The 23,837-nt window shown below is 43.1% G+C and carries 13 protein-coding genes; 10 read left to right on the plus strand and 3 right to left on the minus strand.

Going from position 1 to position 23,837, the window contains the following annotated elements; translation table 11 throughout:
• The first annotated feature begins 23 nt into the window (after positions 1-23).
• A complete protein-coding gene (locus EI164_RS01605) occupies positions 24-899 on the plus strand; it encodes a hypothetical protein (RefSeq protein WP_192518255.1) in 876 nt (291 codons plus the stop codon).
• 168 nt (positions 900-1,067) lie between these two features.
• On the opposite strand, the gene metH is transcribed toward EI164_RS01605, so the two are convergent.
• A complete protein-coding gene (gene metH, locus EI164_RS01610; RefSeq protein WP_192518256.1) occupies positions 1,068-4,862 on the minus strand; it encodes a methionine synthase in 3,795 nt (1,264 codons plus the stop codon).
• A gap of 565 nt (positions 4,863-5,427) precedes the next feature.
• On the opposite strand from metH, the gene EI164_RS01615 reads away from it, so the two are divergent.
• Both EI164_RS01615 and EI164_RS01620 read left to right on the plus strand, forming a co-directional pair.
• The gene (locus tag EI164_RS01615) at positions 5,428-6,006 is read left to right on the plus strand and encodes a fasciclin domain-containing protein (RefSeq protein ID WP_192518257.1); all 579 of its coding nucleotides are present in this window, start codon (positions 5,428-5,430) and stop codon (positions 6,004-6,006) included.
• A 277-nt stretch (positions 6,007-6,283) separates the two neighbouring features.
• Entirely contained in the window at positions 6,284-6,907 is a 624-nt protein-coding gene (locus tag EI164_RS01620) for a fasciclin domain-containing protein (RefSeq protein ID WP_192518258.1), read from the plus strand.
• Between the two features lie 492 nt (positions 6,908-7,399).
• On the opposite strand, the gene EI164_RS01625 is transcribed toward EI164_RS01620, so the two are convergent.
• Positions 7,400-8,959, minus strand: a complete 1,560-nt coding sequence (locus EI164_RS01625; RefSeq protein ID WP_192518259.1) for an alanine/glycine:cation symporter family protein — start codon at positions 8,957-8,959, stop codon at positions 7,400-7,402.
• Between the two features lie 808 nt (positions 8,960-9,767).
• Between EI164_RS01625 and EI164_RS01630 the strand changes: the two genes are divergently transcribed.
• The 4 genes from EI164_RS01630 (at position 9,768) to EI164_RS01645 (ending at position 13,588) form a co-directional block, all read left to right on the plus strand.
• Complete coding sequence (locus tag EI164_RS01630) at positions 9,768-10,400, plus strand: LemA family protein (RefSeq protein WP_192518268.1); 633 nt, start codon at positions 9,768-9,770, stop codon at positions 10,398-10,400.
• Between the two features lie 289 nt (positions 10,401-10,689).
• On the plus strand, positions 10,690-11,862 hold the full coding sequence (locus EI164_RS01635; protein WP_192518260.1) for a TPM domain-containing protein: 1,173 nt from the start codon (positions 10,690-10,692) through the stop codon (positions 11,860-11,862).
• A 73-nt stretch (positions 11,863-11,935) separates the two neighbouring features.
• Complete coding sequence (locus tag EI164_RS01640; protein ID WP_192518261.1) at positions 11,936-12,460, plus strand: TPM domain-containing protein; 525 nt, start codon at positions 11,936-11,938, stop codon at positions 12,458-12,460.
• 129 nt (positions 12,461-12,589) lie between these two features.
• Positions 12,590-13,588 (plus strand): adenosine deaminase, encoded by a 999-nt coding sequence (locus EI164_RS01645; RefSeq protein ID WP_192518262.1) that lies wholly within the window; start codon positions 12,590-12,592, stop codon positions 13,586-13,588.
• 281 nt (positions 13,589-13,869) lie between these two features.
• Here EI164_RS01645 and EI164_RS01650 read toward each other — a convergent pair whose 3' ends face one another.
• Positions 13,870-14,670, minus strand: a complete 801-nt coding sequence (locus EI164_RS01650; protein ID WP_192518263.1) for an SIR2 family NAD-dependent protein deacylase — start codon at positions 14,668-14,670, stop codon at positions 13,870-13,872.
• Positions 14,671-14,705: 35 nt separating this feature from the next.
• Between EI164_RS01650 and EI164_RS01655 the strand changes: the two genes are divergently transcribed.
• The 3 genes from EI164_RS01655 (at position 14,706) to EI164_RS01665 (ending at position 23,785) form a co-directional block, all read left to right on the plus strand.
• Positions 14,706-15,068: a hypothetical protein gene (locus EI164_RS01655; protein WP_192518264.1), complete on the plus strand. Its 363-nt coding sequence runs from the start codon at positions 14,706-14,708 to the stop codon at positions 15,066-15,068.
• An 850-nt stretch (positions 15,069-15,918) separates the two neighbouring features.
• Positions 15,919-17,712, plus strand: coding sequence for a ShlB/FhaC/HecB family hemolysin secretion/activation protein (locus tag EI164_RS01660; protein ID WP_192518265.1), 1,794 nt, complete (start codon positions 15,919-15,921; stop codon positions 17,710-17,712).
• 103 nt (positions 17,713-17,815) lie between these two features.
• Positions 17,816-23,785, plus strand: coding sequence for a filamentous hemagglutinin N-terminal domain-containing protein (locus EI164_RS01665; RefSeq protein WP_192518266.1), 5,970 nt, complete (start codon positions 17,816-17,818; stop codon positions 23,783-23,785).
• Positions 23,786-23,837: the final 52 nt, after the last annotated feature.

Below are 23,837 nucleotides of genomic sequence, written 5' to 3' on the forward strand. Positions count from 1 at the left end.
TCTACTAGAAAAGACCGAGAGTAATGAAAAGATATAAACAAAGAAAACATCGGAAGCATAATAAGAAAAACCGAAGACAGTTCGCAAATAATTCCAAAGGAAAGTCAAAAAATCATCCCAAAAAAAGAGAGTATCAAACTATACAGTTTGATAATCATCAGGAAATTGTTCAAAAGGGCTGGGTTTATGAAATAAATTTTTCGTATGCTCGCTCAAGTTTAAAACGTATTGTCACTATAGTTGCTTCTGTTTTAATAATTAGTAGTTTTCCGTTTGGGCTTTACTTAATGTTTGCTTTCGAAACCGTTCTACCTGTATTAATTATCTTAATAATCACTGTTATATTTTTAGCACAGCTAATTGAAAAGCCTCAGACTATTTTTAAAAATATCAATTGGATAAAGCAAGGTAATGTTCAAATACAAGAGGGTCAATTAGATTTTACGCTAGGTAATAAGTTGCATAGCATATCTTTAGCGGATGTAAAAAGATATCATTTTCACCAATGCGTTGGTACTAAGGATTTTGCTAAAACTGTTAAAATTATCGTAAAAATGAAAGACAGTTCTGAATTTTATCTTTATCAATCTACCAATCTTGATGCAGATGTAGTTCCTTTATTTAATATGGGCCATGTGATTGTCGCTGCTTTACCAGACAGTTTTGAAAAAATTAATAGAGGTGCATGGTTATATACTAAAAAGACAACCCATTATGCAAATATATTAACTGTATTGACGGTGTTATTTATTATAGCTCTTGTAATCTGTTCTAAGATAGAGGTTGGTATGGCATTCGTATTATTACCCATTGCGACTATGCCCCGTTTAATGCTTTTTGTACTAAAATCTGAAAAAAACTCAAATACAAACATTGTTTATGTCAATAAAGATAAGTAGTTCTTAGAGCTATTAAATTGATTTATCATAATGTCTATACCCATAGTTTGAAATTTACTCCAAAATAACATCGCAACCATAAAATCACTTATATAAAGTAAATTACAACTCTATAAAAAATGGCTTACTCATATTAAATGAATAAGCCAAAAAACAACTATTAATTTTCTACAAATTCGGATTCAACCACTTCTCAGCAGTATTCATATCCCAACCTTTACGCTCAGCATAACTCTCTAACTGATCACGACTGATCTTACCGACATTGAAGTACTCACTATCAGGGTGCGAGTAATAGAATCCGCTGACCGACGACGCAGGCCACATCGCATAGCTTTCGGTTAAAGTCGTGCCGATAGCATCTACCGTACCGAGCCAATCAAACAATTTGCCTTTTTCCGTATGCTCAGGGCAAGCAGGGTAACCAGGCGCAGGGCGGATGCCGACATATTTTTCTTTAATCATCTCATCGTTGGTGAGTGACTCAGTCGGCTGATAGCCCCAGTACTCTTTACGTACCAGCTCATGCAGATGCTCAGCGAATGCTTCGGCTAGACGGTCAGACAGAGCCTGTACCATGATGGCATTATAGTCATCGCCTGCCGCTTTGTATTGCTCAGCGAGTGCTTCTGTACCGACGATAGAGACAGTAAAGCCGCCCAAGTGATCGGTATGTGTCTCTGATGGCGAGATAAAGTCAGCCAAGCTAAAGTTTGGCTTGCCACTGGCTTTATCGCTCTGCTGACGTAAATGCTCGAACTGATAGGTTGGGCTGCCACCATCATTAGGCGCATTGTCATAGACCGTCACGGTGTCCGCACCCGTACGGCGAGCGGGCATGAGTTTAAACACCCCTTTAGCGACGATTGATTTCTCATCAATCATCTTTTGCATCAGCTCATTGGCATTATTAAACAGGTCACGAGCCGCTTCGCCGACCACATCATCTTGCAAGATTTTTGGATATTTACCTGCCAGTCCCCAAGAGATAAAAAATGGCGTCCAGTCGATATACGGCAGCAAATTAGTGATGGGGTAGTCATCCAATATCACTTGGCCCAATTTGTTTGGCACTGGTGGCACATAATTGTCCCAGTCACCTTTAAAGCCCATTTTAATTGACTCAGCATACGATACTTTAGCCGCTTTTGGTTTACGCTTGGCCAGACGTTCGCGTACCTTGGCGTACTCTTCGCGGGTCTCATCGATCAGCGCTTGACGATGTTCTTTTGAGAGCAGCTTGGTCACCACACCGACTGAGCGCGAGGCGTCTGTGACATAGATGACGCCATCGTTTTGATATTGCGGCTCCACCTTAACCGCGGTATGCGCTTTAGAGGTGGTCGCACCGCCAATCATAAGCGGTAAGGTCATGCCGCGCTCTTGCATTTGCTTGGCCACATAGACCATCTCATCGAGACTTGGGGTAATCAAACCAGACAGACCGATGATATCGACTTTTTCTTTGATCGCGGTATCTAGGATGGTCTCACAGGGTACCATCACGCCGAGGTCAATGATGTCGTAGCCATTACAGCCGAGTACCACGCCGACGATGTTTTTACCAATATCATGCACGTCGCCTTTGACGGTCGCCATCAGGATTTTACCTTTGACTTCGCCTTCGACCTTTTCGGCTTCGATATACGGGTTGAGCCAAGCGACTGACTGCTTCATTACGCGGGCAGACTTGACCACTTGCGGTAGGAACATTTTACCCGCACCAAATAAGTCACCGACGATATTCATACCGTCCATCAATGGGCCTTCGATGACTTCTAGTGGCTTGGGGTATTTCTCCCATGCTTCTTTGGTGTCCGCTTCGATAAAGGTAGTAATGCCTTTGACTAGAGCATGAGCGATGCGCTCTTCTACAGTGCCTTCACGCCAGCTCATATCGACCGTACTGTCTTTTTTCTTACCGCCATTATGATAGTTTTCAGCAGCGCCCATCAGTCGCTCGGTGGCATCTTGACCGCTTTCGCCTTGATTGCGATTGAGCATGACATCTTCGATAGCGTCACGCGCTTCCTTTGGAATATCGTCATATACCTCAAGCATGGCTGGGTTGACGATACCCATGGTCAGGCCGTTTTTGATCGCGTGAAATAAGAATACCGAGTTGATGGCTTCACGGATTGGGTTACCACGGAAACTAAATGACACATTAGACACACCGCCCGATACCATGGCATTAGGCAGATTTTCAGTGATCCATTTGGTCGCATTAATAAAGTCGGCACCGTAGTTGTTGTGCTCTGTGATGCCAGTTGCGACGGCAAAGATATTAGGGTCAAAAATAATATCTTCAGATGGGAAGCCAACTTCGTTGACCAGCACATCATAGCTGCGCTGGCAGATTTCAGTTTTGCGCTCGTAAGTATCGGCCTGACCGTCTTCGTCAAAGGCCATGACGATAATGGCGGCACCGTAACGCATACACAGCTTGGCTTTTTCGACGAACTCAGCGTGACCTTCTTTGAGCGAGATAGAGTTGACGACAGATTTACCCTGCGTGCGCTTTAGCCCTTCTTCGATGATGTCCCATTTAGAGGAGTCGATCATCAGCGGTACACGGCTGATATCTGGCTCACCTGATACGAGATTGACAAAGTGAATCATCGCCTGCTTGGAGTCGAGCATACCCTCATCCATATTGATGTCGACGATTTGTGCGCCGCCTTCTACTTGGTCACGGGCGACATCAAGTGCCTCGGTGTAGGCTTCGGTTTTAATCAAACGTAAGAACTTTTTAGAACCTGTCACGTTGGTACGTTCACCGACATTAACAAACAAGCTGTCAGTATCGATGGTAAATGGCTCAAGTCCAGACAAGCGGCAGGCAGGTGCGATTTCAGGAATCACGCGCGGCGCATAGTTTTTTACCATGTTTGCGATTTGGCGGATATGCTCAGGTGTGGTACCACAGCAGCCGCCGACGATATTTAAGATGCCTGCTTTGGCAAAGCCTTCTAGCAATGCTGCTGTTTCTTCAGCCGTTTCATCATACTCACCGAACTCATTGGGCAGACCAGCGTTTGGATGCGCTGAAACATAAGTATCAGCGATATTGGACAACGTTTGGATATGCGGGCGCAGCGCATCGGCACCAAGCGCACAGTTGAAGCCGACTGATAAAGGTTTGGCATGGCGAACCGAGTTATAAAACGCTTCAGCCGTTTGCCCTGATAGCGTGCGACCTGAGGCATCAGTAATCGTACCCGATATCATAATGGGTAATTCAAAACCAATATCATCAAACACGCCAGTGATCGCAAATATCGCTGCTTTGGCATTGAGCGTATCAAAGATGGTCTCGATTAGAATAAGGTCGACACCACCTTCAATCAAGGCCAATGTCGCTTCACGGTAGTTAAGTACTAGCTCATCAAAGGTAATGTTACGAAACGCAGGATCATTGACATCCGGTGATATCGAGCAGGTACGTGAAGTGGGGCCAACCACACCCGCGACAAAACGCGGCTTGTCTGGTGTTTTTGCAGTAAAGGCATCGGCGGCCTCGCGTGCCAGTCTGGCCGCTTCTTTGTTTAGCTCAGGCACCAGATACTGCATATCGTAATCGGCCATCGACAGGCGCGTACCATTAAAGCTATTGGTTTCAATGATATCTGCACCAGCACCAAGATGATCATCATGAATCTCTTTAATCATCTGTGGTTGTGAGAGCACCAGCAGGTCGTTATTACCGCGTACGTCTTGGCTAATATCTGCAAAACGCTCACCACGATAATCAGCTTCTTCTAGTTTATAGGTCTGAATCTGTGTACCCATCGCTCCATCTAGCATCAAAATGCGCGACGCCATTTGCTCGGTGATACGTGTCCGTGCCGTTATTTGTTGCTCTTTATAAGGAAATACGGCAGGTGGCGTCAGGACAAAGTCATCGGCAGATTGTGATGGGCTAGAAGTTGCATCGGTTTGTGAGTCAGTTGCTTGGGTCATAGGAGCGCTGCTTATATCATCAATGTTATAAAAGAAAAGAATAACAAACGGAGTGAAAATTCTTATCAGTTAAATAGCGTGGAAAAGTCGTATTATTTTAACATGAAAATCGCACAGCACGAGGGATAGTGCTGACTCTGCTAAGGTCATTGACAAATTGTCTGTTTTTTAATGAGTTAAAGTCTATTGCATAAGGTAGGTAGGCAGAAATGAGTAACTATGCACTCAAAGTTTACACAAAGCTTTGCTTGGATAAACTAAAGTCAAACATGACTCTTAAAAGTAAGACAGAACTTACACCGCCGCTACAAAAACAGCGTAAAGGTATATTGATAAACTTTTTTGAGATGTTAATTTGATTTCAGAAGAATTAGCATTGCGTAAGTAATACTTACTAATGAATGTTAATGGCTTTGACCAAAAACGTTTTTATTAAAGCCGTTTTTAACAAAAAAGTATGCACCTTTGTATCGACGTAATAGTTGCTTACGAAATGCAAATTAACCATTGAGATGACATTATCATCGGCCAAAATACTTAATCATTAATACTTAAGGATATAATTATGAAGCTTACTAAAATCGCTGCCATTGGTACATTAGCACTTTCAGTTGCAGGCCTAAGTGCTTGTAATAGCATGATGCCAGCTGATGCTGATAGTGCCTCGACTGAAGCACCTACCAGTAGTCAAGCAGCAACAGATACGCAAGCAGTATCTGATATGAATGTGGTACAAGTAGCACAAAGCAATGCTGATTTCTCGTTGCTTGTTGAAGCGGTAGAAGCTGCAGGCATCGCGGCACCATTATCTAATCCTAATGCCAACTTCACTATATTTGCACCGACCAATGAAGCATTTGCACAAGTGTTGCAAGAAACAGGTATGACGAAAGAGCAACTGTTTGCCAACAAACCATTGCTTACCAAAATCTTGGGCTACCATGTGATCAACGGTGCAGCACCAGTATATGCAGCAGATGTGAAGCCAGGTACGATTACTATGCTGAGTAAAGATGCACTTGTGGTCACCGATCAAGGCCAACTACAAGATGAAAATGGTCGTACAGTTAATATTTTAGACACTGATATTGCTGCTAACAATGGTGTGGTACACGTTATCGATAAAGTTTTGCTTCCTAAATAATTCTTGGTTGAAACCTGCTATCCGTACAAGCTAATACGTATAAGCTAATAATAGCGTCGTACACGTGATTGATACAGTGTTGCTACCTAAGTAAGCAGTAATTAAAAAATAATCAGTTAAAATCGTAGTTATTGATGTAACAAGTTTGACGTAATCGGCACTGGTCCAATTGGTATCGTTTGCAACAAATAAATTATTCACTGTTATATTCATTAACTGAGAAACCTATTTGTTAATCAAATAATGTAATTGACCATTCATTGATAAGGAAATACCCATGTTAAAGAAAAACTTACTATCTATCGCTGTTGTTACAGCTGCCATGTCATTAGCCGCTTGTAATGATACAGAAACCACGACTGATCCAGTTGAGCCTGAAGCGACTACTGAAGAAGTGGTTGTAGAGCCAATGGCTGAAACTGATGCAATGGCCGAAACAGATCCAGCGGCTGAGACTGATATGATGGACGAAGCTGCTGCTACGCAAACCATTGCTGAACTTGCTGCAGATAACGAAAATCTAACCATCCTAAACGCAGCACTACAAGCAGCTGGTCTTGACACTATGTTGATGGAAGATACCAAGCATACTGTATTTGCACCAACAGATGATGCATTTGCTCCTGTATTAGAAAGTTTGGGCGTGACCAAAGAGGAGCTATTGGCTGATACAGATTTACTTAACAAAGTACTTCCTTACCATGTGCTAGCGTCAGAAGTATTGGCTGCTGACATTCCTTATGGTACTGATATTGAAACTGCTAATGGTGCAACTATCTCTATCAGCGAAGACAACGTCATCACTGATGCTACTGGTAACACAGCCAACATCACCGGTACAGATATCATGGCAACCAATGGTGTGGTTCACACTATCGATGCGGTATTAATGCCTGAATAAGTTGTTTTTATAGACTGAGTTTTATCATTTATCAATGATATCGAAGAAGCCTAGCTCACTAGCTAGGCTTTTTTGTGTCTGACTTATGGTTGACCCGGCGTATCGCTCTAATAATGGTATCAATATAAAAGTGCTGGATAGTAGTACTGGATAAGAGGACTGGCGATACTATGAAAGTTCGTGACACCTAAAGTGAGAACAAGGCAGCCGACTATAGACTGTACAAATGGTATATTTAGAGAGGCTCATACCGTAGCGGTTTAGTAGTTCGCTGATTGTATATATATGTATATAGCGCACTGGTTCTAGTTTTTACTGACGGTTGTCACTGATATACATAGTTTGAGATTGATATTAAACGACTTTGTAAAAAGAGGTTAGAGCCTATTGAACGGCCACAAAAAAGCCCAAGACGACTGTCTTGGGCTTTGATTAAGATGATTAAGTAATCACCTGTCTTAACATGTTGTTTAGACAGGTGGTTGAGCTTGCTTATTTAACTTCTTTGTTTAGTGGATCAGCAGCCATTCTTTTTTCCAATTCTAGATGACGCTCTTCCCAGTAAGTAGCGTTTTTGATACCAAACTTTTTAGGATCAAAGACAAATCTTTTGGCAGTCGTACCGCCACCTGCTTTGAGCTGCGCTTCGTAATCTCGTAGGATAGAGATGGCAGGACGTGCGACAAAGAATACTACGATGATACCAACGATGTTTAACCAAGCCATCAAGCCAACACCAACATCGCCAAGTCCCCAAATGAAACCTGAGCTGTTTAGCGCACCATAAGCAACCATGAACATGATGATAAGTTTTACAGCAAACTGACCTGCTTTACTAGCGCCTTTACCCATAGAGCGGGTGAGGTAAGAGATGTTTACTTCGGCGATATAGTAGTACGCCAAGATAGTGGTAAAGGCAAAGAAGAATACCGCTATCGCGATAAAAGTATTACCAAAAGTACCGTAAACAGATTCCATCGCCATTTGGGTAAATGCTGGCGCGTTAATTTCAACATCCGCTGCTACGTTTTGTACCAAGAACTGGCCATCAGGCAATGTGCCTTGGATGTTGTACATACCTGTAGATAAAATCATAAAGGCAGTTGCAGAACAAACAAGTAGAGTATCAACATAGACTGAGAATGCCTGTACTAAACCCTGCTGTGCAGGATGATCAACGGCAGCCGCTGCGGCAGCATGAGGACCTGTACCTTGACCTGCTTCGTTAGAGTAAATACCACGTTTTACGCCCCAACCAATAGCAGCACCAAAACCTGCTTGTGCAGTAAAGGCATCACCAACGATGCTACCGAATACTTGTGGAATCATGCTGAAATTTGCAAATAAAATGAGCAGTGCTAAGACAATATAACCCACTGCCATGAAGGGTACTGCATACTCAGTAAAGGTTGCAATACGTTTGATACCACCAAAAATAATGAAGCCCAATACGATTAACACAACACCTAGAGCCATGATACGAGTCGTACCAGTCTCTATACCCATAAAGTTCATCGCTGAGCCTTCACCTGCAACCTGCGCAACGGCGTTGATAACCCCGTTGGCCTGTACACCAGGTAAGAAAATACCACAAGCAACGATTGAGGCGATGGCGAATAGAATACCGTACCATTTTTGACCAAGCGCACGCTCGAAGTAATAAGCAGGGCCACCACGATATTCGCCTGTTACGATATCACGCTCTTTATAAATTTGACCTAAGGTGGACTCAATATAAGCGGTTGACGCGCCCAAAAAGGCGACAACCCACATCCAAAATACGGCACCTGGACCACCGAAGCCAATGGCAGCAGCAACACCGGCGATGTTACCCATACCGACACGACCAGATAGAGAGACGGCTAGTGCCTGAAATGAAGAGATACCATCGTTATCAGGTTTCCCTTTAAATAATAGTCTGAGCATTTCTTTGAATAAGCGTACTTGTACGAAGCGTGTCATGATGGAATAGAAGAGACCAGCGCCCAAACACAGATAGATCAGTGCTGGACTCCAGATAATTCCATTTACTAAATTAACAAAACCTTCCATATGTATGTTCCTAGTACTGTCTCAAAGTGGCTTTGTATGCTTTAGAAGTAAGCTAACTGGTTAACTTACTTATTTAAGTTAAACAGTTAAATTAGCTACATCGACTTGTATGTATCAGTTAAGTCCCATACGTGCTTAGCCACCAAGAGTGAAGTGTGGTTTTCTGAACCTATCCGCTTAGCTTATCAGTGGGATTTACTATTTATATAGTACTGATACTATTAATAGCGGGTAGATCAGTGGGTTATATAGTCAAATACTTATGATCGTGACAGCATTCAACTTGCTATGAGCAGTAGAGATTGATTACACTGCTGGCGTGGCTGATTAGAATTATTGGATAAATATTAGATAGTTCATTGATATTTATACGAAAATAAAAATATTGCTAATACCAATCATGTTATAAGTCCACTACCAAATGTATTCAAACCATACGGCTACGTAACTGCAATTTGCCATATTTTTGTAGCAATTACTAGAATTTTCTTTTTTCATCAGCATATATAGTTATTCAGTACGATTCAATTTTACGTAAATAACGAGTATATATGCACGAATGAGTGGTGATATGAAACGATATCCCAAGACAGCCGCAATAATAGAGCGGAAAGTGATTATGTTTTGTAACCAATAATGGCAAAACCATATTTATAGGGCCATTATGGCTAGAGCAGCTTACAGGCTATAATATGAGTTACTATAGTCAGTCCAATATAAATCTGTTTAATGCTTATAGCATGTTAGAAAACGGTTAAAAAATATCTTACTGGTTATTTGTTACTTACCATTATTAGGAGAAACGATGATGATGCGACAATCAATTATAAAACCCATTTTGCTCGCAGCAGTACTAGCAACCTCTACCGTTGGTCTTAGCGGCTGTGGCTATAACAACCTGCAAGCGCAAGACGAGCAAGTGACTGCGTCGTGGTCAGAAGTTGTTAACCAATATCAGCGTCGTTCTGATTTGGTGCCAAACTTAGTCAAAGTGGTACAGCAGTATGCTGAGCAGGAGCAAGAAGTCTTTACGCAAGTGGCTGAAGCGCGTTCACGTGCTGGTGGTATGACAGCGACGCCTGAAGTGCTCAACGACCCAGAAGCGATGGAACGTTATGTAGAGGCGCAAGAGCAGATGACAGGGGCATTGTCACGATTGATGGCAGTCTCTGAACGTTATCCTGAGTTAAAGTCAGATGGATTGTTCCAAGATTTACAAGCGCAGCTTGAAGGGACTGAAAATCGTATTGCTGTCGCTCGTAACCGTTATATCCAAGAGGTACAAAGCTATAATACAACGGTGCGTCAATTCCCAACCAACATTACCGCAAAAGTATTTGGCATGGAGACCAAGCCAAACTTTAGTGTGGAAAATGAAGAAGCGATATCAACGGCACCAACGGTAGATTTTGGTGATGACGATGCAGCAACTACTCAGTAGAGTGCAGTCAATAAGCGCATTATATATAAGTGGCATAGAGATATAAGTGGCATAGAGCGGCAAAAGCTGCTTCATTTATTTAAAGTAAGCAGCCGAACTGCTTATTGAAGGTATTGATACAGATATTTGATAAATATGAATACCGATCAACTTATCGTTTGCGTATCATGATTCGGATCTATAAAGACAAGTAACAGTGTTACGAGTGGTAGACTAAAGGTGTTCGATACCGTGTCGGATTTATATGAGATTGACTATAGTACAGATGTATTGAGGTGGTATAGATTAGATGAATAATTCAAAAGCACTCTTATCAGTATTGCTGTTCACGCTCAGCGTCAGTGGTACGTCTATGCTGCATGCTGCAACTAATGGCAATGTTGACGATGATGCTGTCGCTACTAATAGCACCTCAAGTCTGCAAGATCGTAGTGTCGAGGATTTAGTGGCACTTGCCAAAGCAGGCGATTCCAATGAAGCCATCGATGATGCAGTACTGGGTAATGAAGCCATCAATGAAGCGGTGCTCGGCAACGATGCTATCAATCAAAGCTCAGCAAATGATACAGACAGTGTTCAAACAACAGATCAGCCACCAGTGCGGTCAAGTGCAGAAAGTGTCGATGCAGATAAGCTGATATTGAATTCGCCAGTGGTTGATCAAGCCAATATTCTAAATCCGCAAGAGAAACAGCGTTTAGAGGCGCAGTTAAAAAATATCTATCAGCAAGGTTTCGCCCAAGCGGCAGTGGTTATTGTTCCTACAACAAATGGTTTGCCGATATTTGACTATGCACTGCAAGTGGCTGAAAAATGGCAGTTAGGTGATGAAGATATCGATGACGGCCTGCTAATGGTTGTCGCTGTCAATGACCGTGAGATGTATATCTTGACTGGCTATGGGCTAGAAGGCGTCTTACCAGATGCTGCGGTGAATCGTATTATTCGTGAAGATATCACACCACTATTTAAGCAGAACGACTACGGTGCTGGGATATTGGCAGGTGTAGATGCATTAAAGACCCGTCTAACAGCTGACCCCGAGGTCTTGGCTCGTGCTGATGCGCAAGCAGCCGAGCGTAGTGCGCAACAGAGCAATGACGAAGTGCCATCGCCTATTTTTTTGTTTATTATGGCGATGATATTTGGTAGCTTTATTACCAATATATTTGGTCGCGTGTTTGGCTCTATTCTAACGGCAGGTGGATTTTTTGCTGGCTCGTTAGCACTGGGTGGCGGCTTCTTCATGACGGTGATTATGGCCATATTTATTTGGATGTTTTTGATCTCACGTGGTGGTGGCGGTAAAGGTGGCTCTGGCGGTGGTCGTCGAGGTGGTGGTATGGTATTCCTACCTGGTAGCGGAGGCGGTGGCAGCCGTGGTGGCGGAGGTTTTGGTAGCGGTGGTTTTGGCGGCGGCGGCGGTGGTTTTGGCGGCGGTGGTGCTGGCGGCTCGTGGTAGAGAGACAATGTATGTTTAAGAATACCAGAGGCAAAATGACCGTGAGTAATGATGTATTAGAGGGAATAGTATAATGACAGAAAACAACGCTTCAAAGTCCAGTCTTGCTCGCTGGTGGCGTCAGGTCGTATTTGTTCCTTTATGGCATAGCAAATGGCTGACGACAGAGGCTAAAGTGCGTCTGACAGAGCGTGTGACCCAAGCAGAGCGAGGTCACCGCGGCGAGGTGTTTTTGATTGTAGAAAACCACTTGCCCATTCAGGATGCTTATCACCTTGACTGTCATGAGCGTGCCGTTGATTTGTTTAGTGCGTACCGAGTTTGGGACACTGAAGAAAACACAGGTGTCTTGATTTATGTCAATATTTGCGAGCATCAGTTAGAGATCGTCGCGGATCGCGGCATCAGTGCTCATGTGAGTCCTACTGTCTGGCACGCGATGTGCGAAAAAGCGGTATCAGGTATTGCCAATCAAAAAATAGAAGAAAGCTTGGCTGAATTGTTAGATGAAGTAGGGCAAGTGCTGCGTCAATATTATCACCTTGAGCATGATCCAGCAGGCAATGAGCTGTCTGATACCGTGGTGTTTTTGAAGTAGCGTTTATCATGAAGTGTGATGATGATTCTCATCAGTTCTCGTTATTTGCTAGGGTTTCAGTATGAATTGAAATACAATAGCGCTTCGAAAAATAACGTGTTTTTTATAAAGAGTAGCTACTGGAACACTATGATAGAGTTAATTAAGAAATTACCAAAAGCAGAACTGCATTTACATATCGAAGGCTCATTAGAACCTGAGCTGATGTTTAGATTGGCGAAAAAAAACCAGATTGAAATCCCCTATAAAAACATAGAAGATGTCCGCAACGCTTATAACTTTAATAATCTACAGAGTTTTTTAGACATCTATTATGCGGGCGCAAATGTCCTTTTGACCAAAGATGACTTTTATGATCTGACATGGGCATATATCCTCAAATGTGTTGAAGACAACGTCATTCACACAGAGATATTTTTTGACCCTCAGACTCATACCGAAAGAGGCGTACCTTTTGCAGCCGTCATTACGGGTATCAAAGAAGCACTGGCTGATGCCAAAGAAAAATTCGGTATTACTTCTTGTATCATCATGTGTTTCTTACGACATTTATCACAAGAAGAGGCGTTTGCCACGTTGGACGAAGCGATGGTGTTTAAAGACGATATCATCGGTGTCGGTCTTGATTCTTCAGAATTAGGCAATCCACCGTCAAAGTTTAAAGAAGTGTTTGAAAAGGCAAAAGAGGCCGGCTTTAAGCTAGTGGCTCATGCTGGTGAAGAGGCTGATTTTTCTTATATTTATGAAGCACTAGATTTATTAAATATCAACAGAATCGACCATGGTGTTCAGTCCATAAAAAGCCCAGAACTCATGCAACGACTTAAAGATGAGCAAATGCCACTGACGGTTTGCCCAAACTCTAATATTGAGCTTAAGGTCTTTGGGGACTACGCAGAGCACAATATCAAAGAGCTGCTAGATTATGGTCTAAATATCAGTGTCAACTCAGATGATCCAGCGTATTTTAAAGGCTATATGAATCAGAACTTTATAAATATCTGTGAAAATCTGCCGTTAACGGAAGATGATATCATCACCTTGGTCAAAAACTCATTTAGATCGTCATTTATAGATGATGAGTTAAAAGAGCTGTATTTAGCGAAAGTGGATCTGGCATTGAACTAACCTTAATGAGTTCGATATGAGCAGAAAAGGCGCAACGGTTTATATAAATCGTTACGCCTTTTTTGTTGTCTGTCGTTAGGGCGTGTCTTCATTTAAAAAATGACGACCAAACAAAATAAATTACTGTCAAACAAGGAAAATAGCGCAGATAATATCGGGATATTAACCAGCTATTTGACGATGTTTGGTAAGATTCAGCCATTTTTAGTCCATTGAGATGACTATTGAGTGAATCGAGTGAGTTGAAGACACGCCCTAGTAATATTTACTAGCAGTAGCCATTATAAAGCAGTAATTTCTTCTATCAGCAGCGGCAGTACTATGCCAGCCTTCTCTGCTAACGTGATATCAACGAGTGTATTTTGCGTGGGGTTTGGATTGATTTCGATAACTTGCGCACCGTTTTGTTTGGCTGATTGCGCCAGACCAGCAGCAGGGTAGACGAGGCTGGAGGTGCCAATACTAATAAATACCTCGCAGTTAGTCGCAGCATTTTCAGCTGTGTGCCATTCATCTACAGGCAACGCCTCACCAAACCACACAATATCTGGTCTGATATAACCACCACACTGGGCGCAAGTCATTAGTGCTTCGTCATAACCGACAGTATTTTGGCTACTATACGAATCTCTTGCTTGCTCTTGGACAGGCGCCTCACACTGACCACACTTATTACGCCATAGATTACCGTGCAAATGGGTCACAGTACTGCCAGCCTGCTCATGCAAATCATCGACATTTTGAGTAATGAGTGTCAGCTGCTGCTCCGTTGATTGAGCATGATATTGCCACTGTGCCAAAGCATGGTGCGCAGGATTTGGTGTTTTATCTGCGACTACTTGCCGACGCCATTGATACCATGACCATACTAGTTTTGGATCACGGATGAACGCCTCTGGTGTCGCCAAGTCCTCTACGCCATAATTTTCCCATAAGCCGGTTTGCTTGTCTCGAAACGTTGGGATGCCGCTTTCTGCAGAAATGCCAGCCCCTGTTAAAATGCAAATACGTTGTGCTGATTTTAGCAACTTGGTGGCAAGTTCTACTTCTGCTATTAACGTTGGTGATAATTCTGCTAACATGAGCCAACCCTTGTCAATGATGGATGTTTTTTCTTATGATAGATGGAATTTGGTGGCTTGTCATACTGTTTACCATTATCGTGGTTTTATGGTTCGTGGCAAAATCGCGTGGTGCAAAAGCAGACGAAAAACATAGTGGCGCGAAGTCAAAAAATGTAGCACCGAATGATGCTCTACAAAAAACCTCAGCGATATTAAAGCAGTATTTTGCTAATTATCGAGTCACCCGTAAGGCGAACCATTTGCTCATTAGCAAAGAAGGCAAAAAGATTGCGATGCTTACGATTGATAAAAAGTTGGCTGTTGGTCAACGTCGTTTGGGTGATGTTCCTGTGATCAATTACCACCGTGTGCCTAGTCGCGCTCAGTTGACTGTTAACTTGCAAGATGCAGAGTGAGGCTTTCTCTATAGGTGAGAAATGCTAAGTTCGATAGGCATAGAAAAGCTGTAAACATCTTGAAGTGCTGATTTGATGAGTAAGGGTTGTTTGGAGCAGGGCAAAGGAAGAGTGAAGCAAGATTGTAAATATAATGATTGGTGCGCTCGGCGGGAATCGAACCCACGACCCTCGGCTTCGGAGGCTAGAACCACCATATTTCGTTAAATAGCATTAATGTATGATAAGTTGTTATAGCATACGTACAAAGGTTTTCATTAAAATATAGCCAACGACCTTTAGTGTCTTTTAAAGTAATAAATGCATTATCTCTTCAAGTATTTTCTGAGCCTCTAAGCTCATCTAAACAATCTACTGTGAAAGTAGTTTATTGTTTCCACTACTATCAAAAACTTGATGCTATTAAATCCATCACCTTTTAAGCAACAGACTTAGAGCCTTTTAAGTAATATTCAATCAAAAGGAAAGTTGCAAGTAATTGTTAGATTTACCTATAATTACAGCTCTAGTAGCTCTAGTAGCTCTAGTAGCTCTAGTAGCTCTAGTAGCTCTAGAGCATCCTGACTAAATCTCTTGCATTATATTCTCAGAAAATACTTATTATCTATCATGTTCTTTTGTATTGTTAATGGTCTTTGTATATGCGGTCATTGCAATTTCTATAAACCTACGCTAATTCTATGCAAATACCTATTGATAATAATTACTTATATGAATATAAGGATTGTAAATAAAATAGAGAAAAAACAGTTACATAGTATATAAACTATTCACTGCGAAAATAATAAAAAATACTTGCAATAAGTAACTGTTATATACATAATCCTTTCACTATAAAAATGGTGGACTTATGTATACAAGTATTTCGAGAACTAATGTAGCTGGCCATACTTTAGGCTTTTTAACGATCAGTATTGTCAGCATTTGTATGGGTGTCAATGCCAATGCGCTTACGCCTGAGCAGTACCAAGAGCAGCGTAGTGAAGCCTTAAAACAGCAACAATTGGTTAAGCCCAATGTCAATATAAATACTGATACGTATCAACAAGCGCCTTCCACTTCTATAGTGCCCGCCAGTTCTCAGAACGCTGATGCCGCTTCAATCCCTTGTTTTGATATTGACCATATCTACCTAACAGGTGAGCTGAGCGAAAAGTTCACTTTCGCACTCATGCCTTATACCAAAGGTAAATCATCTTTACTGGGCAGCTGTCTATCAGTCAATGATATCAACCAGCTGGTCACCAATGTACAGAATCGAATTATCGAAAAAGGTTACGTCACCACTCGGGTATTGGTACAAAACCAAAATCTAAAATCTGGTCACTTGACGCTCACCCTTATTCCCGGTCGTATTGACCAAATCACCGCTGTCGATGTTCAAGTCAGTCGTCCTGTTTATATTGATAACAGTGGCAATCCTGCCAACTTTGCCCCTGCCATGCCCATGCATTCTGGTGATTTACTCAATGTCCGTGATATCGAGCAGTCACTAGAGAACTTTAAGCGCGTACCAACCGCTGACGCGGACTTCTCCATTGCACCTAGCAGCCGAATGACCGAGCCTGGTTACAGTGATATTCAAGTTAAATGGCAGCAAGACAAGCGCTGGCGTCTGTCTGCCTCTGTTGATGATTCAGGACAGGAAAGTACGGGTGTTTATCAAGGTAATGTCACGCTATCACTAGACAATCCCACTTGGCAAAACGATTTGTTATACCTATCTTATAACCACAATTTAGATGGCGGCGGTGATGGCGAAGATAATGGTAGCCAAGGCTATAATATCGGCTACGTGCTGCCCATCAATAATACCCAACTAACACTGACCCACAGTGGCTATAACTATGATCAAACCATCGCGGGTGCCAATCAAGACTACGTCTATAGCGGCGACTCTTATAACACTGAAGCGCTCGTCAGCCATTTGGTCCACCGTGACAGCCACAGCAAAACGTATTTAAAGGCAGGTGGTTACACCAAGCAACAAAGTAACTTTATTGATGATACGGAAGTGGAAGTACAGCGTCGCCGTACGGCAGGCTATAAAGCAGGCATTGGCTACGAGACCATCATTGGTAAAACCCAATGGGTAGGTGATGTCATGTATCAGCGCGGTACAGGTGCCTTTGATGCGATCGATCCCCCTGAAGCCCTGTTTAATGAAGGCAGTGCGCGTGCGGGTATCGTAAAGGTAGGGGTTGATGTGAATCATCCTATGCAAATTGCCAATCAAGCGTTGAATTACCATGGCTCTTTTACCGGGCAGTATGCAACTGAGGCATTGGTGCCGAATGAACGTTTGAGTATTGGTGGACGTTATAGTGTACGCGGGTTCGACGGTGAGCGCAGTTTAAGCGGCGATCATGGTGCGATTCTAAAGCAAGAGCTGAGTGCCTATCTTGGTGATAAGCCTCACGCCGTTTATGCTGGTGTCGATGCAGGCTATGTGAAGCTTGATAATGATGCTCAAGATGATCTGCTGTTAGGCAATCATTTGGTTGGCGGGGTTGTAGGCGTCAAAGGCTACGTCACGCCAATTAGAACCAGCTATGACTTGTTTGCTGGCTATCCGCTAGCCCAGCCAGACGGTTTCAGTGACAAAGAGTGGGTCACTGGCTTTAGTTTAGGGTGGCAGTACTAACCCTTACTCACTAACTAGTACTATCATTTATGCCATATCCAAGATTGGCCGTTAACCTGCTTTAATAATCTATTCAATAAACACCCCCTCAAAGGACATCACAATGAACGCTCAATGCTACCGAGTTATTTTTAACAAAGCCCGTGGAATGCTCATGGTGGTGTCAGAGGCGGCACGCTCTCAAGGTAAAACCAGTAACCCTAGCGAGGGTGGTAGTTCAATCAGTCAAACTGCTGGTGGCTCACAGACAACGACTCACACTAATGGTTATTATCAAGGTGGTCAGCTGAATAGTTTGCGCTCACATCTACTGTTAGCGCTTGGTATGGCAACCATCATCAGCAATAGTTTTAGCACAAATGCTCATGCCGATAGCACCAAAATAGTCGCTGATCGTAATGCTGCCGCTGCCCAGCAAGCGGTCGTCTTGCAGGCATCAAATGGTACGGCACAGGTGAATATTCAGACACCAAGTGCTGCTGGCGTCTCACGCAATGTTTTTAGTCAATTTGATGTCGGTTCTGATGGTGCCATTCTTAACAATAGCCGTACCAATGCTCAGACCCAGATTGCTGGTTGGGTAGAAGGCAATCCTTATCTAGCACGCGGCGAAGCGCGTGTTATCTTAAATGAAGTCAATTCAAGCGATCCGAGCCGTCTGGGTGGCTATACTGAGATTGCTGGTGGCAAGGCTGAATTGATTATCGCCAACCCTGCGGGCATCAGTTGTGCTGGCTGCGGTTTTATCAACGCCTCTCGTACCACGCTAACGACCGGTCAAGCACTCATGGATCAAGGCCACTTGACAGGCTTTGATGTAACAGGTGGTAAGGTTCGTATCGATGGTGATGGCTTAGATACTAGCAGTAGTGATTACACTCAAATCATTGCTAAAACGACTGACATTAACGCCAGCGCCTATGCCAAAAACCTAGATGTAATTACTGGTGACAATCAAGTCAGCTACGAAGCGGATGCGGCAGATACGATTGTCACACCCAAAAATGCGACCAATAGCAGCAACCAAGCGACGGGTGTGGCACTGGATGTTTTAGCATTGGGTGCGATGTATGCAGGGAAGATCCGTCTGATTGGTACAGAAAAGGGCATGGGCGTTACCAACGCTGGTAGTATTATCGCAAGCGCTGGGAGCCTTCAATTAGACAGTAATGGTAATTTGATCAACTCAGGTAGCCTCGTTGCCAATCAAGACAAAGTAGATATCAGCACTAAAGATTCTAGCATTGATAACTCAGGGACTATCGCAAGCAGTCGCGGTAGCATCGATCTCAACAGTAGTAATCTAACAAACAGCGGCGTTATGAGCAGTTATGATGCGTTAACCTCGCAGCAAACTGGCAATATAGATAACTCAGGTGAGATAGCCGCTGGTAGCTTTGACATTCAGTCTGCAGCACTCAAAAATAGCGGTAAACTGCTACAAACGGGTACTGGTAATTTGTCTATCACAGCCCAGAAATTTATCAATCAGCAAGATGCTGTCATAGGCCAAGCGCTATATACGAATAACACCAACTCATCTGCTGACCCAACCACCACGCCGCCAAGCACTGCTATTAATGGCAGCAGTATTGAATCAAGTGCAGATGGTAGTTCGCAATCAATGATAACGCCTGATCCATTGCCTATCATCACTCAAAACGGCCGTATTAATACGGGCAATCTGACCAACACAGGCAGCATTTATACAAATGGTGATATCAATGTGTCAGCTGACAGCGTCGCCAACCAAGATAAATCCAGCTTAGCGGCCAGCACTCTTGATATCACTGATAATGGTAATGTCTCTAATACCGACAGTCGCCTGCAACTTGAGTCGATAGATTGGCAATTAACGGACTTTGATAATACTGAAGGTCAGATTATCACTAATGCTGGCATTAACATCAGCACAAATAGCGATATTGATAATACCAAAGGGACGCTTGCCAGTAATGGTGATATCACACTGAACGCTAATGGTGACATCAATAACAATTCAGGTGTTATTCAAAGTAGTGCCAAGTTAAATACCGACAGTCATCATATTAACAACAGCAGTGGTAAGTTGATATCGCAAGAAGGTTTGACGATCAACAGTCGCGGCGACTTAACGAATACTCAAGGTGCGATCAATAGTGCCAAAGATGCCGTCATTACCAGCAAATCTTTGGATAATGACAGCGGCCAAATTACCGCGCAAGGCAGTCTGACGACAAGCTCGGATAGCGTCAATAACAGTGGTCAGCTCTATGGTAAAACTGATACACAACTAACCGCGACAGATACCATCAACAACAGTGGCACGATTGCCAGTGGCGGTAATGTTGATATGACGACTGGCAGTCTGACACAAACAGACAGTGGTAGCTTGGTCGCAGGGATGAGTGCTGATGGGACATTGCTAGATAATAGCGCAAATCTTAATGTCCTAGCGAGCGGCGATATCTCCAGTCAAGGCAATCATATTGCGACTGGCGATGTGAGCTTAAACGGTGATAAGGTGAATCTGACAGACAGCAATACCCAAGGTAGCAGTATTGACACAACTGCCCGTACTGGTATCAATACCACAAACGCTTCGATAGCAGCGACAGACACGCTTACTTTAAGCAGTACGAATGGCACTTTAGATAATACAGCAGGCGTCCTCAGTGGTGGTGTGCTAAAGATTGATGCCCAGCGCTTAAACAACACCGATGGTAAGCTGACACAGACAGGTGAACAAGACCTGACACTTGCACTGGCAGAAGGCATCGACAACACACGTGGTGAGATTGCGAGTAATTCAGACAACCTAACACTGAACACCACGACGCTCGATAATAGTAGTGGAAAAATTATTCACGCTGGTCAAAGCACTACCAATGATACTCGTTTGAATATCAATGCAGACAGTGTAAATAACACGGAAGGTGAAGTCTTAAGTTTAGGTGAGCAAACGTGGCAAATCGCCAAAGATATCGATAACACATCAGGGATGGTACAAGCCAATCGCTTTGCTATCAGCGCACAAAATCTAGATAACACCGATGGGCGTATTGTCGCGGTTAATACCACCCAAACCGCCGAAAAAAATACAGCATCTAGTACTAATCAGTTACAGATTCAAAAGAGCCTCACCAATGCAGGCACAGGCATTGTTGCGAGCGATACCGGTAGCCTCGCAGTCACTGCTGCTGAGATAGACAACAACGGACAAATTTCAAGCGTCAATGACTTGAATCTTAACTCTCGCACTTTGACCAACAGCGGCAGCCTATACAGCCAAGCTGATGTGGACATCGTCAACCAAGGCGCGATGAATAACACAGGCAGTATTGCCGCCCAAAGCAATAGCACCGTGAATACAGGCAGCCTAGTACAAAGTGCTGATGGACAGCTGATAGCAGGATTAACGCCAACAGGAGTGCTTAGCAATACGACGTCAAATTTAACGGTTAACAGCATAGAAAAACAAAGCAATGCGGGGACTAATATTGCCATGGGTAATATTAAGATCGAGGGTAGTGAGCTTGATTTGACGGATAGTCGTAATCAAAGTAACAACCTATCGCTGACAGCGCGCGCGGGTGATATTCGCTTAGATAAAGCCAATACCAACGTGACAGAGTTGGCAAGCTTAAATACCAATGGCGAGCTGAGCAATGATGGCGGCGTATTACAGGCAGGTCAGTTTGATTGGCAAGTTAATGAGCTATCAAATGTGGCAGGTACGATCAATCAAACAGGTAAACAGGCTTTTAACTTAGTAACAAATGGTACTATCAATAACCAAAAAGGCGTTATCGGTGGCAATGCTATTTCACTAAATATCGATAGCAAAAGTACGCTTAATAACACGGAAGGTACGATTGTTCATGGTGGAGACGGTTCGGCAGATGTGACAGCCAATCAGCTTGATAATATGAAGGGTGCTATTGTCAGCACCCAAGCGTTGACCACTAAGGTATCTGGTGGTTTAGATAATTCTGAGGGTGTGATACAAGGCGATACTCTCAATTTGAATGCTAAAACACTGACAAACAACAATGGTCAATTAGTTAGCCAAAACGGTGACCTAAATTTGAGTAGCGAATCAGTCAGTAATCAAGGAGACAAGGCCTATATTCAAAGTGGCAATAACCTGACGATTAATAGTGACCAGTTAACGAACAGCAACAGTGCCACGATCGTGGCAAAAGGGTTTGCAGAGATCAATACCATCAATGCACTAGACAATAAGAGCAATGCGATTATTGCTAGTGATAAAAATATGCTGCTGCAAGCTGGGACGCTTACTAACTCAGCTCAAATCGCCGCATTGGCCCAAGATTTAACTATTAATGCAACTAGCGTAGACAATCAGATAGGAGGCCGGATTAGTGCTGCTGATGATACGGCAATTGTTTCTAGTCAAGATATCAAAAACCAAGGGGTTATCGCGGCCAGTAACCAGTTAGATATTCAAGCTGGCAGTACGATAAACAATAAAGAAGGTGTGCTATCGGGTGGTGCTATCACGCTGAGTAGCAATGCTGATATCAATAATGAGGGCGGTTTAATTGCACAAACGAATGCTGACCAAGCCCTCAATATCAATGCTAAGGGCAATCTGAACAATAAAAACACCAGTACCGTGAGTAACCTACAAACAGGTATTTTAGCCAATGGTACGGCAGATATTGATGTTAATAACATTAATAACCAATCGGGCATTATTTCAGCCAAACAGCTCACGATTGATGCCGCATCAGATGAGACTGTCAACAACGCAAAAGGGTTGTTGCAGGCAGCGGAAGCGTTAACGCTAACAGCGAGTAATAGCGATGCCTTAGACAACCAAGGTGGTCAAATAGTAGCAGACACTATCAACTTGACGGTAGGTAATGCTAGCCGAGGCCGTATTGATAATAACGTTACAGGTAGCTTGATTCAGGCCGGTACTAATATTGATGTGACTACAGGTGTACTAAACAATCAAAACACCAAACAGAGCAGTGAGGATAAGTCGCAAGGTGTTATCGCCAATGACGCAATAAGTATTAATGCGAGCACGATAAATAACCAAAGCGGTCAGCTATTGGCTAATAATAAATTGATGCTCACCGCGGGCAATCAGATCAATAATCAAGCGGGCAGTATTCAAAGTAATGATATCTCGATTGTCGATACCGACGCTACGAATCGTCAGCTTGCAGTCAATAATGATAGTGGTCGTATCGCCGCCAGTAACGATATTACGATCCGCTCAAAAGACTTTACGAATACCAATGGTGAGGTACTTGCCAATGGACGTGCGGATATCAATATCGTCAATGATATCAGTTATGATAATACCAATACCATAAATGCCAATGAAGTCGTACTCACCACTCAAGGCAGTTTTACTAATAGTAGTCAGCTATCGGGACAAAATGCGTTAACTATCAATGCCCAAAGTATTAGCAATCAAAAAGATGCTGAGCTGATTAGCAATGGTACAACTGAGCTAAATGCCGCTACTAACATTGACAATCGTGGTTTGATCAACGGTGAGAATACGTATCTGGATACTGGTAATACAGTCAATAACTATAGTAATGGCCGTATCTACGGTGATCACGTTGCTATAGAGGCAACCACGCTTAATAACACGCCAGATGTATTTACTAAAACTCAGGTAGATGAATGCGTGGCTGGGCCGGGGTGTTTGGTAGACGTTACAACAGAGTTCAATAATGTGCAGGGATGGAGCGATGCATTCATTGAGTTTTATAAGACTCAGTTTCCAGATGCTTATAATCAGCTATTAGTGGATAAAAAGACTTATTATACAGTTACCTCAGATCCTGCCCCAGTAATCGCCGCTCGTCAGCGCCTAGATATCGGTGTAGAGACGCTGAATAACAATCCTAATGAGGCACGTGCTGGTTTCTTTAATGAAGATTTTAACGGTCAAGCCAAGATCATCAGTAATGGTGAGCTGCATATTGGCGGTAGTCTGGATGCCAATCATCAAGCGGTAGGTAGTGCTACTACAGTGACCAATAAAGGCGCTTCTATTGAGTCAGTCGGTGATATGAGTATTGATACTAATACGCTTAATAATTAGGACTTACGCAACAATCAGTCTAGGCGAGCGTAACTGCTCGCAGAGATAGTCA

The organism is Psychrobacter sp. FME13 (genome assembly GCF_014861395.1).
Classification (GTDB): domain Bacteria; phylum Pseudomonadota; class Gammaproteobacteria; order Pseudomonadales; family Moraxellaceae; genus Psychrobacter.